Source organism: Pseudomonas sp. PHC1 (assembly GCF_046487845.1).
Classification (GTDB): Bacteria; Pseudomonadota; Gammaproteobacteria; order Pseudomonadales; family Pseudomonadaceae; genus Aquipseudomonas; species Aquipseudomonas sputi.
Window position 1 is genome coordinate 201,256 of sequence record NZ_JBJXHJ010000003.1, and the last position, 14,506, is coordinate 215,761.

General features: G+C 62.0%; 12 protein-coding genes and 1 pseudogene. 7 read left to right on the forward strand and 6 right to left on the reverse strand.

The features are described 5' to 3' along the window. The first annotated feature begins 4 nt into the window (after positions 1-4). From ACKJSM_RS05940 to ACKJSM_RS05950, 3 genes are read left to right on the forward strand one after another with little or no spacing between them, the layout of a single operon-like run. Entirely contained in the window at positions 5-1,450 is a 1,446-nt protein-coding gene (locus tag ACKJSM_RS05940; protein ID WP_410236912.1) for a PIG-L deacetylase family protein, read from the forward strand. Continuing rightward, positions 1,447-2,601 (forward strand): glycosyltransferase, encoded by a 1,155-nt coding sequence (locus ACKJSM_RS05945; protein WP_410236913.1) that lies wholly within the window; start codon positions 1,447-1,449, stop codon positions 2,599-2,601. The genes ACKJSM_RS05940 and ACKJSM_RS05945 overlap by 4 nt, the downstream gene beginning before the upstream one ends. Then, positions 2,598-3,482 carry a glycosyltransferase gene (locus ACKJSM_RS05950; RefSeq protein ID WP_410236914.1) on the forward strand — a complete coding sequence of 295 codons (885 nt, stop codon included), beginning with the start codon at positions 2,598-2,600 and terminating at the stop codon, positions 3,480-3,482. Before ACKJSM_RS05945 ends, ACKJSM_RS05950 begins: the two co-directional genes overlap by 4 nt. An 18-nt stretch (positions 3,483-3,500) precedes the next feature. Here ACKJSM_RS05950 and ACKJSM_RS05955 read toward each other — a convergent pair whose 3' ends face one another. Both ACKJSM_RS05955 and ACKJSM_RS05960 read right to left on the reverse strand, forming a co-directional pair. Continuing rightward, positions 3,501-4,718: an acyltransferase family protein gene (locus tag ACKJSM_RS05955; protein WP_410236916.1), complete on the reverse strand. Its 1,218-nt coding sequence runs from the start codon at positions 4,716-4,718 to the stop codon at positions 3,501-3,503. Further along, positions 4,718-6,580: a bifunctional O-antigen ligase/aminoglycoside phosphotransferase family protein gene (locus ACKJSM_RS05960; RefSeq protein ID WP_236181170.1), complete on the reverse strand. Its 1,863-nt coding sequence runs from the start codon at positions 6,578-6,580 to the stop codon at positions 4,718-4,720. The genes ACKJSM_RS05955 and ACKJSM_RS05960 overlap by 1 nt, the downstream gene beginning before the upstream one ends. A 154-nt stretch (positions 6,581-6,734) precedes the next feature. Between ACKJSM_RS05960 and msbA the strand changes: the two genes are divergently transcribed. From msbA to hldE, 4 genes and pseudogenes are all read left to right on the forward strand, one after another. Next, complete coding sequence (gene msbA, locus ACKJSM_RS05965; protein WP_236181171.1) at positions 6,735-8,537, forward strand: lipid A export permease/ATP-binding protein MsbA; 1,803 nt, start codon at positions 6,735-6,737, stop codon at positions 8,535-8,537. 198 nt (positions 8,538-8,735) lie between these two features. Further along, a pseudogene (locus ACKJSM_RS05970) lies at positions 8,736-8,840 on the forward strand (sulfotransferase); the annotation flags it as partial. Then, complete coding sequence (locus ACKJSM_RS05975; RefSeq protein ID WP_410236917.1) at positions 8,833-9,366, forward strand: adenylyl-sulfate kinase; 534 nt, start codon at positions 8,833-8,835, stop codon at positions 9,364-9,366. The pseudogene ACKJSM_RS05970 and the gene ACKJSM_RS05975, both read left to right, overlap by 8 nt. Before the next feature lie 102 nt (positions 9,367-9,468). After that, positions 9,469-10,890, forward strand: coding sequence for a bifunctional D-glycero-beta-D-manno-heptose-7-phosphate kinase/D-glycero-beta-D-manno-heptose 1-phosphate adenylyltransferase HldE (hldE, locus tag ACKJSM_RS05980; RefSeq protein WP_410236919.1), 1,422 nt, complete (start codon positions 9,469-9,471; stop codon positions 10,888-10,890). A gap of 114 nt (positions 10,891-11,004) precedes the next feature. Here hldE and ACKJSM_RS05985 read toward each other — a convergent pair whose 3' ends face one another. The 4 genes from ACKJSM_RS05985 to ACKJSM_RS06000 form a co-directional block, all read right to left on the reverse strand. Next, the gene (locus ACKJSM_RS05985) at positions 11,005-11,973 is read right to left on the reverse strand and encodes a metal ABC transporter ATPase (RefSeq protein ID WP_410236921.1); all 969 of its coding nucleotides are present in this window, start codon (positions 11,971-11,973) and stop codon (positions 11,005-11,007) included. Positions 11,974-12,004: 31 nt separating this feature from the next. Beyond that, positions 12,005-12,817 (reverse strand): aldo/keto reductase, encoded by an 813-nt coding sequence (locus ACKJSM_RS05990; RefSeq protein WP_410236923.1) that lies wholly within the window; start codon positions 12,815-12,817, stop codon positions 12,005-12,007. Next, positions 12,814-13,989 carry an NAD(P)/FAD-dependent oxidoreductase gene (locus ACKJSM_RS05995; RefSeq protein ID WP_236181174.1) on the reverse strand — a complete coding sequence of 392 codons (1,176 nt, stop codon included), beginning with the start codon at positions 13,987-13,989 and terminating at the stop codon, positions 12,814-12,816. Before ACKJSM_RS05995 ends, ACKJSM_RS05990 begins: the two co-directional genes overlap by 4 nt. Before the next feature lie 130 nt (positions 13,990-14,119). Beyond that, positions 14,120-14,452 (reverse strand): DMT family transporter, encoded by a 333-nt coding sequence (locus tag ACKJSM_RS06000; protein WP_085585270.1) that lies wholly within the window; start codon positions 14,450-14,452, stop codon positions 14,120-14,122. Positions 14,453-14,506: the final 54 nt, after the last annotated feature.

Below are 14,506 nucleotides of genomic sequence, written 5' to 3' on the forward strand. Positions count from 1 at the left end.
GCCCATGAGCCGCAAACAGCAACTGCTCAAGCGTCACCGGCGCAACAAACGAATCGGCCTGCTGATCGCACTGATCGTGTTGATCGCCCTTGGCGTGCTGGTGGCCTGGTGGCTGCCGCTGGTGCTGGCGGTGCTCGGCTGGATGGCCCATGAGGCGTGGTTTGCCGATCACCTGTTCTATTCGCCGAAAGACGATTACCAATACAGCTTTCCGCCGTTCACCCCGCAGCCCAAGGTGCATTTGAACGGCGAACAGTTGCGTCTCGACGAGGGCGTGATGCTGGTGGACGACGCTACGCTGATCCTCGCTGTGAAGGTTAAAAGCAGCTGGCTGGGACGCTTCTTCGATCCGCGAGTCGAGTTGACCGGTGGCACCCATCCCGATGCGCAGACGTTCGAGCGCGGCGTCAACGGCCTGCGCTATCTGAATCTCAGCGGTCAGGCGCAGGCCCTGTCGCAAGGCCAGTTGCGCCTGCGCGGGCGCTTTTGCCGGGTGTCTGGCGAGCCGGTGCTGTGGGCGCTGGAGCAGCCGGACTACCGCCAGCAGCGGGTGATGGTCATCGCCCCGCACGCTGACGATGCCGAACTGGCCGCCTACGGTCTGTACAGTCAGGCCAAGGAAGCCTGGGTCGTGACCCTGACCGCCGGCGAGATCGAAGCCGAACACTATCGACAGATGGGCCTGAACAAGGTCGAGGCGGCGCGGCTCAAGGGGCGTCTGCGCGCCTGGGACAGCCTGGCCGTACCGCGCTGGGCCGGTGTGCCGCAGGAACACTGCGTGCAGCTCGGGTATTTCTGCCTGCAACTGGCGGCGATGCAGGCTGCGCCGAATCAACCGGTGGGCTCGCGGGAAGCCGATCTGAACGACACGCGGATGTTCCGTCAGCTCAATCCGTTTGCCTTGCCCGGCGATGCCGATGGCGCGCCGACCTGGAACAATCTGCTGGCCGACCTGCGTGACGTGCTGTTGCGTGCGCGCCCGGATGTGATCGTGCTGCCGCACCCGACGCTCGATCCGCATCCCGATCACATCTGCGCCCAGGAAGCCGTGCTGGAAGCCTTGCGCGGCCTTGACTGGCAACCGACCTTGCTCGGTTACGCCAACCACTTGCACGACAACGACCGCTGGCCGATGGGCGACAGCGGGGAGGGCATCGCCTTGCCGCCGACGTTCGAGGCGACCCTCGCAATGCAGCCGCTGTGCCTGCCGCTGTCGATCGAACTGCAACGGGACAAGGCCATGGCGCTGGGCATGATGCATGACCTGCAACCTCCCGCGCCGTTCAAGCGTCGCCTGCGCCGGTTGTTTCAGCGACTGCTGGCCGGTCGGCGTCCGTCGGTCTACGGCGAGAACGAATTTTTCCGCAAAGCGGTCAGGCGCCAGGAGTTGTTCTGGGTACTGAAGCAGAGCGAAACAGGGGCGACGGGATCGCCCCAGGGAGAGGTATGAGTCAACGCGCAAAGGTGCTGCAGCTGCAGCCCGACTACAACGTCAAATCCCATGATTTCGCCGACCTCGCCGAACAGATCGTCAAGGCACTGCCAACCGATCGTTACGAAGTGACCGCCGCCTTCCTGCGCGGCAAGCCCGGGCCGGGCGAAGCCGTCAGCCGGGCCGACCGTTCGGTGTATTTCGAGTTTTCCGACAAGTCCCTCAAGGGCATGCGTCTGCGGGCGATGTGGCAGCTGTACAAGTTCTGCCGCCGGGAAAAGTTCGACGTGGTGATCTGCAACCGTTTCAAACCGGTGAACATGATGCTGACGCTCAACCGCTGGTTGAAAGTGCCATTGTGCATCGGCATTTCCCACGGCTTCGGCGAGTACGACCGCTTCTACCGTCGTCGTCAGACTCAGCGCCTGATCGACCGGCACTGGCGTTTTGTCGGCGTGTCGCCGGCGGTCAAACAGTATTTGCTGGACTGCGAATGCGGTTTCACTGACCAGAACACGTACGCAATCACCAACGCCATCGACATCGAACAGGCCGAGGGTTTGCAGCACAGCCGCGAACGTGCGCGCGAGTTGCTGGGCATCGATCCGAAGGTGCGCCTGATCGGGGCGCTGGGGCGGCTGGTGTCGGTCAAGGGCCACACTTATCTGTTGCAGGCTTTCGCCCAACTCAAAGACAAATACCCGAACACCCAGCTGGCCATCATTGGTGCCGGACGCCTGCAGGCGCCGTTGGCCGCCGAGATTGAACAGTTGGGCCTGAGCGGCCGGGCGCATCTGCTGGGCTTCAAGGAAAACGCCCTGCAATACGTGCGTGCGTTCGATATCTGGACCATGCCGTCGCTGGCCGAAGGCCTGGGTCTGGCCTTGCTGGAAGGCATGAGCGGGCACCTGCCGGTGATTGCCTCGAACGTGCCGGCCATGCTGCCGCTGATCGAAGGTGCCGGTGGCTTGTCGATCACGCCCAAGGACGTGCCAAGCCTGATGGCGGCACTGGACACCTACCTCGCGCTGTCGGATGACGAGCTCAAGGCCAAGGGTGAGCAGGCTTACCGCTATTTGCAGGAACAGCACGACATCGAAGTCTTCCGCCAGGAATACCTGAACCTGATCGACTCCGGCCTTGAGCAGGCCCGCAAGGAACAGCCATGAGCGCCGAGCAACCCCTCGTCACCGTCATCATCGCGTCCTACAACCACGGGCCGTACATCGAGGAAAGCATCCTCAGCGTCCTGAACCAGACCTACAAGAACATCGAGCTGCTGGTGGTCGACGACGGTTCGAGGGACGACAGCGTCGAGCGTATCCAGGCCTTGCAGGAACAGCACGGCTTCGACTTCCGGGTGCAGCAGAACCAGGGGCTGACCAATACGCTCAACGGCGCGATCGCGCGGGCCAAAGGCAGCCTGATCGTACCGTTCGGTTCCGACGACATCATGTACCCGGACCGTATCGCGACACAGGTCGCTTATATGGATGGCAAGCCGGAAGTGGGCATTTGCGCCGGCAACATCGAGCTGATGGACGCCGACGGCAACCTCTACCCGGAAAAACGTCAGCGCCGGGACGTGCCGTTCCGGCGTCTGGATTTCGATGACATGTTTCTGGAACGCAAGCCGTATCCGCCGGCACCGACCCTGATGATCCGTCGTGAGGCGCTGGACAAGGTGGGTGGCTTCGATCCGACGATTCGGCTTGAGGATCTGTACATCGAGTTGAAAATCACCCGCGCCGGTTACTTCATTGACGGCCTGAACGTGGTGATGGCGCGCTACCGCAAGCACGCCACCAACTCCTACAAGAACCACCGATTCATGATCGAAAACATCCTGCGCACCTACGCGCTGTTCAGCGATCATCCGCTGTACGACGAAGTGCGCTACAAGTCGCTCAATTCGATGTTCCTGAAAACCGCCAACCGTGACCGCAAGCTGGCGCGGGAGCTGCTGGCGCAGATTCCTTTCAAGGCCTGGAACAAGAAGACCTGGCGCGGGCTGAGCCGGTTACTGTTTTCGCCGCTGGAAAAAGACTGAGGTCGTTGTCGCTCGCATTCAGCGAGCGACTTTTTCCGCCAGTTGCTTGCTGCCTTTTTGCCGCTGGCGAATCCATTGCACCAGTTTCCTGCCCGCGTTCATGCCTGGCTGTTCGATGTAAAGGAACGTCGCGCTGCTGACCAGAATCAAGAGGCACGTGCAGGCCGCCATCAACGGCAGGTAAACCCAGGCCTCCCGCGCATCGAGGTGCAGTATCAGCGGCAGGCGCTGGACCATCAGCCAGAGCACGAAACCATGGAGCAGGTAAGTGCTGTAGCTGATTTCCCCCAGCCAGCGGATGCTGCGCGGCTTCAAGGCGCCGAACAGGGTGTTGCCCGAAGCCACGATCACGAAAAACAGCGACAGCAGAAACAGCGGCGCGGTCTTGAACGCCCGGTTGAACACGGTGAAGGCCAGTGCCAGAGCCGCCAGGGCGATCACGCTGGCCAGCGTCGTGCGGCTCCAGGCCACCAGCTGCGGGCGCCGGACCCAATAAGCGGCGGCAATTCCGCCGAGAAAACTGGCCAGGAAATGCTTCTTGAGCGAATGCTCCCAACCGACCAACTGGTACAGCGCATAGATCCCGATCAGGCACAGCACCACCTGCAGCCAGTTGCCGCGATAAACGAATACCAGGGCTGCCAGTGGCAGCGCCAGATAGAAAAACACTTCATAGGCCAGCGTCCAGGTGACGTTGGAGATCAGCATGCCGGTCTGCGGATACTGGTTGACGTCGGGGCGATCGAACGTCAGCCACAACAGGCCCTGTTTGAGCAGTTGTGACAGCGGCTCCTTCAGTTGCCAGTCCTGCAGGTAGAACACGGTGACGAACACCGCCAGCATCAATGGCAGATACAGCGGATACAACCGGAACACCCGCGAAATACCAAAGGCCAGCCAGTCATGCTGACGGCCCTGGGCCAGCAGGCGACTCCAGAACAGGAAACCGGTAATCATGAAGAACAGGGCCACGCTGCCCTGGCCCAGCATCGAGTAGAAATTGCTCGGCGGAAATTCGAATACGCCCGTGCGCAGAAAGATCCAGGTGATGATCGAGTGATGCACGAATACACCGAATGCCAGATAGCCGCGAAGGCCATCAATACTGGCATAGCGGCTTTCACCCGAATGCTGCAGATGGCGTGCGATTTTCGGCACGGCTCGCAGCAGCAACGCGGCGGTGACGATGGCCAGCAGATAGGCGGCCAGCGCAATGAACGGACTGGTCTGAATCATCAATGAACCCGAGCCGGCGTGTTACCGGCCAGCACTTGCCTGTGCAGATTGTCTACGGCGGATTTCGACGCCGTTACGGCGTACCCCTGGAGCAGCGCTTCGAGGTGATCCTCGAACAGCCAGCGTTTGTCGACGGTGTAGCGTTGCATGTGGCGCAGATTACGCTGGCGCAGTGACAGGCTGAGGGGCGAAGGGTAGATCCGCAGGTCGGCCAGATCGATCAACCCGAACTCGCCATCCTCCAGCACCAGCACATTGCCCAGATGCAGCGAGCGGAAATACACGCCCTGTTCATGCAGGCCGGCCATGAATTTGCCGAAACGTTCCACCAGCGCCTGTCGCACGGCCGGCGCGGTGATGCCCTGCAAGACCTGGCGCAGGGTATGGCCCGGCAGCGGGGTGTAATGCACGGCGCTGCTGCCGTCGTCCAGGCGATACAGGTTCAGCACCTGCGGCGTGGGAATGCCCATCCGGCGCAATTGCTCGCTGTTGACGGCAAACCGTTCGGAATACGGATTGAAACTGCCCGAGGTGTACCAGCGGCGGCGACGGAACAGCTTGAGAAAGCTGCCATCGGACAGGCGCAGGACTTTGGGCCCCAACCCGTCCTCCTCGATGACCTGAGCGTCGCTGCTCAGCAGTTGCAGAGCGGATGCCGAGAGTTTCTGTACCGGTATTGTCAGGAGACGCCGGGCCCGCTGATTGATGCTCAGGGCCGCAATCAGTGCCAGCGGAATCCACAGCAGGAACCAGTGCTCCTTGGGGCGCGAAATGATCCCGCCGCCCTCGGTCAGCCCGGCACCGATGCCGAACACCAGCCAGGTCGAGGCAATGATCAGCAGTGGCTGAACCCGTAGCCGCCAACTGCTCAGCAATCCCCAGGCCTGAAAAAACAGCCAGGGCAGCATGCCGAGGATGCCGACGTAATAAAGCACGCCCAGCGCAAAGCTGTGCGGTTCCTGGAAGTTGTAACCGACACCCGGGTCAATCGCCAATGCGGCGTTGTAGCCGTGGCCGATCCATGGGTGTTCGGCAATTTTTTCCAGGGCTTGCTGCCAGATTTCGAAACGGTAGGAGTCACCGCGTTCGATGATCATCTTCGAGAACAACACCGACACGGTTGCGCCACCGACCGCCAATGTCCCCAGCAGCACCAGCGAGCGACGGTTCCAGCAAATCAGGCTCAGCCACAATGCCGCCATGGTCAGCGCCACCAGCGGGGTGCGCGAGCCCGTTCCGATCACGGCCATGAACATGATCAGCATCGCGGGGATGCTCAGCCAGTACAGTCGGCGATTCTTGCAGGTCATGCTCAGGCTGAGCCAGTAGGCACAGAAAAATCCGAACAGATGGGAGCTGAGCAACGGGTTGTCGAACGCGCCGCCGCCAATCAGGCGCGCGCCGGGTTCAGAGTGGAGCACGAATGGAATCAGGAAACTGATCGTTGCGACCAGGGCCACCAGCGCCGCGGCGAACAGTAACGGCGAAAGGATGTCGCTGCGGTAGCGAACCAGCAGGAAACACCCGGCGAACAGCATCAGGGTATGCAGTGGAGGCTTGAACATGCCGCCTATCGGTTCGTCCTGCGGCCCCCAGCAAAGGCTCAGCAGTGCCCAGGCGGCGAACAGCAGCAGCGCGATGAACACCGGCTCACGCAGCATTTCCTTGAGTTCTCGCGGGCGCAGGCACAGTGCAATCAGCGTCGGAATGCTGAACAGGCCATAAAACAGCTTGTGATGAAGACTGCGACCCGGCAGGAAAAACAGCGCGCACAAGAGCAGGAAGTAGCCGATGGGAAGTATCCACAGGCTGATGAAATCGAAAATTCGATTGGACGTACTGCTGAAGCCGCGAAGTTGCATGCTGAGAGATTCAATCCTGAAGTTGATCGGCCATTTCGATGATGGCTATTTGATGCTGAAAAAGACGCCTAACAATAACAGCCTTTGGCCGATTGCCAGAACCCTGAAGAAGCTGTGCTAAAGTCAGCGTCCTTTTTATCGACTTTCGCGTGATATGACCGACTCCAGTCCCGCCGCAAGCCCTTCGAGCTTGAAAATCTACTTCCGCCTGCTCGGCTATGTCCGGCCGTACATCAGTCTGTTCCTGATCAGCATCGTCGGTTTTCTGATTTTTGCCTCGACCCAGCCGATGTTGGGCTACATCCTCAAGTACTTTGTCGACGGTCTGTCCAATCCCGAGGCCGTGCTGTTTCCGACCGTGCCGTACCTGCGCGATCTGCAACTGTTGCAGGCCGTTCCGCTGCTGATCATCCTGATCGCTGCGTGGCAGGGACTGGGCTCCTATCTGGGCAACTATTTCCTGGCCAAGGTTTCCCTGGGCCTGGTGCATGACCTGCGGGTGCAACTGTTCAACAACCTGCTGGTCCTGCCCAACCGTTACTTCGACAAGCATAACTCCGGTCACCTGATTTCGCGTATCACCTTCAACGTGACAATGGTCACGGGGGCGGCAACAGATGCGATCAAGGTCGTAATCCGTGAAGGCATGACGGTGATCTTCCTGTTCGCCTCCCTGCTGTTCATGAACTGGAAGCTGACGCTGGTGATGATTGCGATTCTGCCGCTCATCGCCGTGATGGTGCGGACCGCGAGCAAGAAATTCCGCAAGCAGAGCAAGAAGATCCAGCTGGCCATGGGCGACGTGACCCACGTGGCGTCGGAGACCATCCAGGGTTACCGAGTGGTACGCAGCTTCGGCGGTGAAGCCTATGAAGAGAAGCGCTTCTTCGATGCCAGCCAGGGCAATACCGACAAACAGTTGCGCATGACCCGTACCGGGGCCATCTACACGCCTCTGCTGCAGTTGGTGATCTACAGCGCCATGGCGATCCTGATGTTCCTTGTGCTGTACCTTCGCGGCGACGCGTCTGCCGGTGACATGGTCGCCTACATCACGCTCGCGGGTCTGCTGCCCAAGCCGATCCGTCAGTTGTCCGAAGTCAGTTCGACCATCCAGAAAGGCGTGGCCGGTGCCGAAAGCATTTTCGAGCAACTGGACGTCGAGCCGGAAGTCGATACCGGCACGGTCGAGCGCGACTCGGTCAGCGGGCGCCTCGATGTACGCAACCTGAGCTTCACCTACCCAGGCACCGAGCGTCAGGTGCTCGATGACATCAGCTTCTCGGTCGAACCGGGACAGATGGTGGCGCTGGTGGGGCGTTCGGGCAGCGGCAAGTCGACCCTGGCCAATCTGATTCCGCGCTTCTATCACCACGACAAGGGCGAGATCCTGATCGACGGCGTCGAGGTCGAGCAGTACAAGCTGCTGAACTTGCGCCGCCATATTGCCCAGGTCACCCAGCACGTGACGCTGTTCAGCGACACCGTGGCCAACAACATCGCCTATGGCGATCTGGCCGGGGCGCCGCGTGAAGACATCGAGAAAGCTGCGCGTGATGCCTACGCGATGGACTTCATTGCGCAACTGCCCGAAGGCCTGGACACCCAGGTCGGCGAGAACGGCGTGCTGCTGTCCGGCGGCCAGCGCCAGCGTCTGGCAATTGCCCGCGCCCTGCTCAAGAATGCGCCGTTGCTGATTCTCGACGAAGCCACCTCGGCCCTCGACACCGAGTCCGAGCGGCATATTCAGGCCGCGCTGGATCAGGTGATGAAAGGCCGCACCACACTGGTGATTGCCCACCGTCTGTCGACCATCGAGAAAGCCGACCTGATTCTGGTCATGGATCAGGGCCGGATCGTCGAGCGTGGCACCCACGACGACCTGTTGGCACAGAACGGCTACTACGCGCGTCTCAATGCCATGGGTCTCGATGCCCCGGCCGAAGACATCGCCTGATCCCGCCTCGATAACGCCGGGCGCGCCATGCGCCCGGCGATTTGTATCCAGACCTTTACCCTTCTTGACCAAATCGGCATAAAACCCGGCATCGCGCTTGTTAAGGTTCCTGAACGAACTCTGACTTCAAATCGAAGGGGCCATCTTCTTCGCGCGGGTGCAGGCATGCTGCAACGTTATCTCTGGAAATTGCTGCCCAAGCAGCGGCGGCCGTTGCCGGCACGGGATTTCTGTACGCAACGCACCCGACGTCTGGTGCGCCGGGTCTATGCACGCGACTACGAGATGCTCGGCTATGAATGAAGCATTATCGGGTTCCCTGCCAACTCCGGCCATTCGTCCCTATTTACTGACACTCCCGGCTCGGTCCCGGCCTGCGCTGAAGTCGCAGCAACCGCGCTGCCTGTGGCTGACCGGGTTGTCCGGTGCCGGCAAGTCGACACTGGCCAATGCGCTGGAGCTGCATCTGCATCAATTTGGTCTGCATACATTCCTGCTCGATGGCGACAATCTGCGCAGCGGACTTTGCCGGGATCTGGGCATGGCCGAGGCCTGCCGCCGGGAAAACATCCGGCGCACCGCCGAAGTGTCGAAGTTGATGGTGGAGGCCGGGCTGATCGTGATCGTCGCGGCCATCGCGCCGTTTCGAGTCGAGCGGGACGCGGCCCGTGGGCTGTATCGGGCGGCGCGAGAAGGTCGGATCAAGGACTTTACAGGGATCGACAGTCCGTATGAGGCGCCGCTGGCCGCCGAGTGCCGGATCGATACCGATGCGGTCGAGCTGGACGATGCCTGTCATCGGCTGGCCACTTTTCTGCTCAAAAAATGAGCATGAAAGCCTGTCGCTTCATCCTGTTGCAGCCGCCGCACAAGCCTTCGCCAACCCTGTGTTAATATCGCGCCCCTGTTCATTTTGTATGTGGGTTGCTCCATGAAGTTGTCCATGCCGCGATTCGATCAAGCCCCTGTCTTGGTGGTCGGCGATGTCATGCTCGACCGTTACTGGCATGGTGGTACCTCACGGATTTCCCCTGAGGCGCCGGTTCCTGTCGTTAAAGTCGAGCAAATCGAAGACCGCCCGGGCGGTGCCGCCAACGTTGCCTTGAACATTGCCGCGCTGGGTGCGCCGGCGTCGCTGGTCGGTGTGACCGGTGACGACGAAGCCGCCGACAGCCTGAGCAACAGCCTCAAGGGGGCGGGCGTGCGAGCCTTGTTCCAGCGCATCGCGCACCAGCCGACCATCGTCAAGCTGCGGGTCATGAGCCGGCACCAGCAATTGTTGCGTATCGATTTCGAAGAACCGTTCGCCACCGACGCACTGGCCCTCGGCGCCCAGGTCGACGACCTGCTCGAAGGCATCAAGGTGCTGGTGTTGTCCGACTACGGCAAAGGCGCGCTGAAAAACCATCAGGCGCTGATCCAGGCCGCGCGTGCCAAAGGCATTCCGGTGCTGGCCGATCCCAAGGGCAAGGATTTCTCGATTTACCGAGGCGCGAGCCTGATTACCCCGAACCTCAGCGAATTCGAAGCCATCGTCGGCGGTTGCGCCGATGAGCACGAACTGGTGACCAAGGGCGCGACACTGATGCACGACCTGGATCTCGGCGCCTTGCTGGTGACCCGTGGCGAACACGGCATGACCCTGCTGCGTCCGGATCATCCGGCGCTGCACTTGCCGGCGCGGGCCCGTGAAGTGTTCGACGTGACCGGTGCCGGCGACACGGTGATTTCTACTCTGGCCGCGGCGATTGCTGCCGGCGAAGAGCTGCCCCACGCGGTGGCGCTGGCCAACCTGGCGGCGGGCATCGTGGTCGGCAAGTTGGGTACAGCGGCGATCAGCGCTCCGGAACTGCGTCGCGCCATTCAGCGTGAAGAAGGTTCCGAGCGTGGCGTGCTGGGTCTGGAGCAACTGCTGCTGGCCGTGGCCGATGCCCGTGCGCACAACGAGAAGATCGTGTTCACCAACGGCTGCTTCGACATCCTGCACGCCGGCCACGTGACCTATCTTGAGCAGGCGCGAGCGCAAGGCGATCGTCTGATCGTCGCAATCAACGACGATGCGTCGGTCAGCCGCCTGAAAGGGCCGGGCCGGCCGATCAACAGCGTTGACCGGCGCATGGCGGTTCTCGCCGGTCTCGGTGCGGTGGACTGGGTCATCAGCTTCGCCGAGGGCACCCCGGAAAACCTGCTGCGCGAGGTCAAGCCGGACGTGCTGGTGAAGGGCGGCGATTACGGTATCGACCAGGTTGTCGGCGCTGACATCGTCAAAGCCTACGGCGGCACCGTCAAGGTGCTGGGGCTGGTGGAAAACAGCTCGACCACGGCGATTGTGGAAAAAATCCGCGGTAACTGATGGGGGCCTGATCGCTCCCATGTTCCGCTTGGGAGTGCCTCCATGGATGCTCTGCGTCCGCTTCCGAGACGCAGAGCGTCTCCGGCTGCATTCCCACGTGGAGCGCGGGAATGATCAGGGTCGGGCCGCCTTGTGCGGCACGATCTTCTTCAGCAATTGCTTTGCCTTGCCGCGCAACCGGGCCAGTCCCGTGTCCTTGGGCGGCGGTGTCAAACCCTGCTGGCGCAGCCAGTCTTTCCAGCGAATCCGCTCATCGCGCACCAGCCAGCCGTCCTGTTTGGCGAAACTCTCCGCCAGATACAGACCGCGAGTGCCCGCCGGATACAGCTGACCCTTCTTCAGCGTATACAGCTCAGGCAGCGGTTCGCCGTCTTGCAACGGCATCAAGTACAGGTCGGGGCGTTTGCGGTCGAGCCGGGCCACCAGTTGGTCGCCTTCCAGCCGCTCATCGACATGGAACAGGCTGAGGTTCTTGGCTTCCTTGGGCACGTCCAGCCGCAAGTCGTAGATCAACTGCAGGGACGCCGTCGGCAAGTGCACGTAGGCCCTCGGCCGTTCGAGCAATTGCAGATTGGCGCAGCGCACCGGCCGCGCCGAGCCGGACAGCGGCGTCAGGCGAAAGGGCAGGGCCTCGCGATAATGCAACGCCGATGCGTACGGCGCCGGCAGCCAGGTGTCGTTGAAGCGCCCGCCGAGCCAGCCTTCCGGGGTTTCCAGCAGGCATTCTTCGGCGATCTCCTGGATCGCGGTGTGCAGCGGAATATTCAGCTCATGCGCCGGTACGTAACCGGAAATCAGCTTGAGCACGACATCGCCGCGATCCTGCCGACGTTGGCGCACCAGCACCCAGTAATCGCGATTCTGCCAGTGCAGGGTCAGGCGCACCGAGACGCCGAGGTTGGCCAGCTCCAGCGCAAAACGCTCGGCATCGGCCACGCTGACCGGTTTGCGCCGCTGCAGAGTCTGGGCGAAATTCAGCGGCATGCCGACGCTCTGGTAGGTCAGGCCTTCCGGCGTGGCTTCGACGAACAACGGCAGCGTCTTGAAGTTGCTGGGGTTCTTTCTGATGAGCGTACGCGGCATGTCGGCTCCTGCTTAAGGCCGCGAGGCGGCGTCAGTGATCACGAAGGACCTGGGCAACGGTCGCAACGTTATGGGCGAGGTGCAGCGGATTGATGGTCCCGACGATAGCACTGGCCACGCCGGGCTGGGCGAACAGCAACTCGAAGCTGGCGCGCACCGGGTCCATCCCGGGGCTCAGGCACACATGACCGCTGGCCAGGGCCTTCTTTACCAGAATGGCTTTGCCGTGGGCAGCAGCATAGTCAATGACCGCCTTCTCGTTTTGTTCGTTCAGATTGTAGGTGACCATCGCGCAGTCGCCTTGCTCCAGTGCCTTGAGGCCACCGTCGACGGTTTTGCCGGAGAAGCCGAAGCCGCGAATCTTGCCCTCGGCCTTCAGCGCCGCGAGGGTTGCGTAGACCTCGCTGTCATTGAGAATCGCCAGGTCGTTGCCGTTGGAATGCACCAGCACCAGGTCGATAAAATCCGTTTCCAGCCGTTGCAGGCTGCGCTCAACCGACATCCGCGTGTGAGCGGCGCTGAAGTCGTGGGTCGACTGGCCGTCGACAAATTCTTCGCCGACCTTGCTGACGATCACCCAGTCCTGACGCTGGCCGCGCAGCAGCGGGCCGAGGCGTTCTTCGCTGCGGCCATAGGCCGGGGCGGTGTCGATCAGGTTGATACCCAGCTCGCGCGCCTGCTTGAGCAACATGCGTGCGGCTTCGTCGTCGGGGATCTGAAAGCCGTTGGGGTATTTCACGCCCTGGTCGCGGCCGAGTTTGACGGTGCCCAGGCCGAGCGGCGAAACCAGCAGTCCGGTGCTGCCCAGCGGGCGATGCAAATCGTGCAGGGTCGGCAGGCTCATGGCAGCAGTTGCTCCCAGGCGGGAACGCCCATCGGTGGTTTTGGCAATTCTGGCAGCGGAGCAGGGTGGCTCGGCTGAATACCGTCGCGTTCCAGGGAGGCGATTACCCGGTCAGCGAAGTCCGGCGCCAGGGCCAGTTTGGTTGGCCAACCCACCAGCAGGCGACCTTCTTCGGCGAGGAAGGCATTGTCCGGACGGGTCAGGCCGGTTTGCAACGGTTCGGCGCGATCGACGCGCAGGGTCGCCCATTGCACGGTGCTCAGGTCGATCCATGGCAATAGCTGACCGAGTTCTTTCTGGGCGGTGGCGATCTGTTGCGCCGGCTCGCGCGCCACGCCTTCGGATTCGGCAATGTCGCCGCCCAGATACCAGACCCACTGACCGTCGGCTGCCGGGTGGGTGGTCACGGTAATGCGCGGCTTGGTACCGCCGCCGAGGCAATGTGCGTACAGCGGCTTCAGGCCCGGGCCCTTGGCAATGATCATGTGCAGCGGCCGGCGTTGCATGGCCGGTTGGCTCAGGCCCAGCGTGCCGAGCAGGTCGGCCGTGCCGGCACCGGCACTGAGGACAATGCGCTGGGCGCGGATCTCGCGGCCGTCGACTTTCAGGCCAACCAGCACGCCGCTTTCGAGCAACGGCTCGAGGGTCTGACCAGCGAGCAGGCCGTCGCCCGACAAATCGGCCAGGCGCTGAATCAGGCTCGGTACATCGATCACCAGTTCGGCGAGACGGTAGACCTTGCCCTTGAAGCGTTTGTCCTGCAGGGCCGGCGGCAGTTGATCGCCCTTGACCTGATCGACCCGGCCACGCACCGCTTTGCTGGCAAAGAAACTGGTGAGGTTGCCGGCCAGGGTGCCGGGTGACCACAGGTAATGGGCCTCGGACAGCAGGCGCACGCCGCTCAGGTCCAGCTCGCCGTTGCCGGCCAGGGCTTCACGCCAGCGGCGCGGCATGTCGGCGATGGCTTCCGAGGCACCGGTCAGCGCACCGTGCAGCGCGTACTTGGCGCCACCGTGGATGATGCCCTGGGACTTCACACTCTGGCCGCCGCCGAGGCTGGCGCTTTCCACCAGCACGGTCGAGAAACCCTGGCGACGCAGGCGCGCGTTCAGCCAGAGACCGGCGACACCCGCGCCGACAATCAGCACGTCGGTGGAAATTGGAGATGGCATGCAACGACCTCAGTGTTCAAGACGAGGGCGCAGTATACAGACTCGGGGAAAGGGGGGATTTGTCGATGATCAACAGAGGGAAGGCGTGAGCCCTTACAGGCGCGAGTGCTTACAAGGGCTCAAGTCAGGATCAATGGCCGGCGGTTTTCGAGAACAGCTGAATCACCACCACGCCGAGCACGATCAGCGCCATCCCGAGCATCGCCGGGATATCCAGCTTCTGCCCATAGATGAACAGCGCGGCGACACTGACCATCACGATGCCCATGCCGGCCCATACCGCGTAGGCCACGCCCACCGGCACGCTGCGTACCACGAGGGTCAGCATCCAGAACGCGATGCCATAACCGACGATGACCAGCAGCAGCGGCAACGGCGTGCTGAAGCCTTTGACGGCTTTCATCGAGACAGTGGCGATCACTTCGGCGCAGATGGCAATGGCCAGGTAGGCGTAGGCGGTCATGGTTTGATCCTCATGTGAAACGTTGCTCTTGGGTCGGCATTCTAGAGACTCCCC

What these genes read in the sequence shown, in the direction of transcription:
- ACKJSM_RS05990 (WP_410236923.1), bottom strand. Translation starts at nt 12,817, where the DNA reads ATGAGCCTGCCGACCCTGCACGATTTGCATCGCCCGCTGGGCAGCACC.
- ACKJSM_RS05955 (WP_410236916.1), bottom strand. Translation starts at nt 4,718, where the DNA reads ATGATTCAGACCAGTCCGTTCATTGCGCTGGCCGCCTATCTGCTGGCC.
- ACKJSM_RS05960 (WP_236181170.1), bottom strand. Translation starts at nt 6,580, where the DNA reads ATGCAACTTCGCGGCTTCAGCAGTACGTCCAATCGAATTTTCGATTTC.
- ACKJSM_RS05985 (WP_410236921.1), bottom strand. Translation starts at nt 11,973, where the DNA reads ATGCCGCGTACGCTCATCAGAAAGAACCCCAGCAACTTCAAGACGCTG.
- ACKJSM_RS06000 (WP_085585270.1), bottom strand. Translation starts at nt 14,452, where the DNA reads ATGACCGCCTACGCCTACCTGGCCATTGCCATCTGCGCCGAAGTGATC.
- ACKJSM_RS05950 (WP_410236914.1), top strand. Translation starts at nt 2,598, where the DNA reads ATGAGCGCCGAGCAACCCCTCGTCACCGTCATCATCGCGTCCTACAAC.
- ACKJSM_RS05975 (WP_410236917.1), top strand. Translation starts at nt 8,833, where the DNA reads ATGAATGAAGCATTATCGGGTTCCCTGCCAACTCCGGCCATTCGTCCC.
- ACKJSM_RS05945 (WP_410236913.1), top strand. Translation starts at nt 1,447, where the DNA reads ATGAGTCAACGCGCAAAGGTGCTGCAGCTGCAGCCCGACTACAACGTC.
- hldE (WP_410236919.1), top strand. Translation starts at nt 9,469, where the DNA reads ATGAAGTTGTCCATGCCGCGATTCGATCAAGCCCCTGTCTTGGTGGTC.
- ACKJSM_RS05940 (WP_410236912.1), top strand. Translation starts at nt 5, where the DNA reads ATGAGCCGCAAACAGCAACTGCTCAAGCGTCACCGGCGCAACAAACGA.
- msbA (WP_236181171.1), top strand. Translation starts at nt 6,735, where the DNA reads ATGACCGACTCCAGTCCCGCCGCAAGCCCTTCGAGCTTGAAAATCTAC.
- ACKJSM_RS05995 (WP_236181174.1), bottom strand. Translation starts at nt 13,989, where the DNA reads ATGCCATCTCCAATTTCCACCGACGTGCTGATTGTCGGCGCGGGTGTC.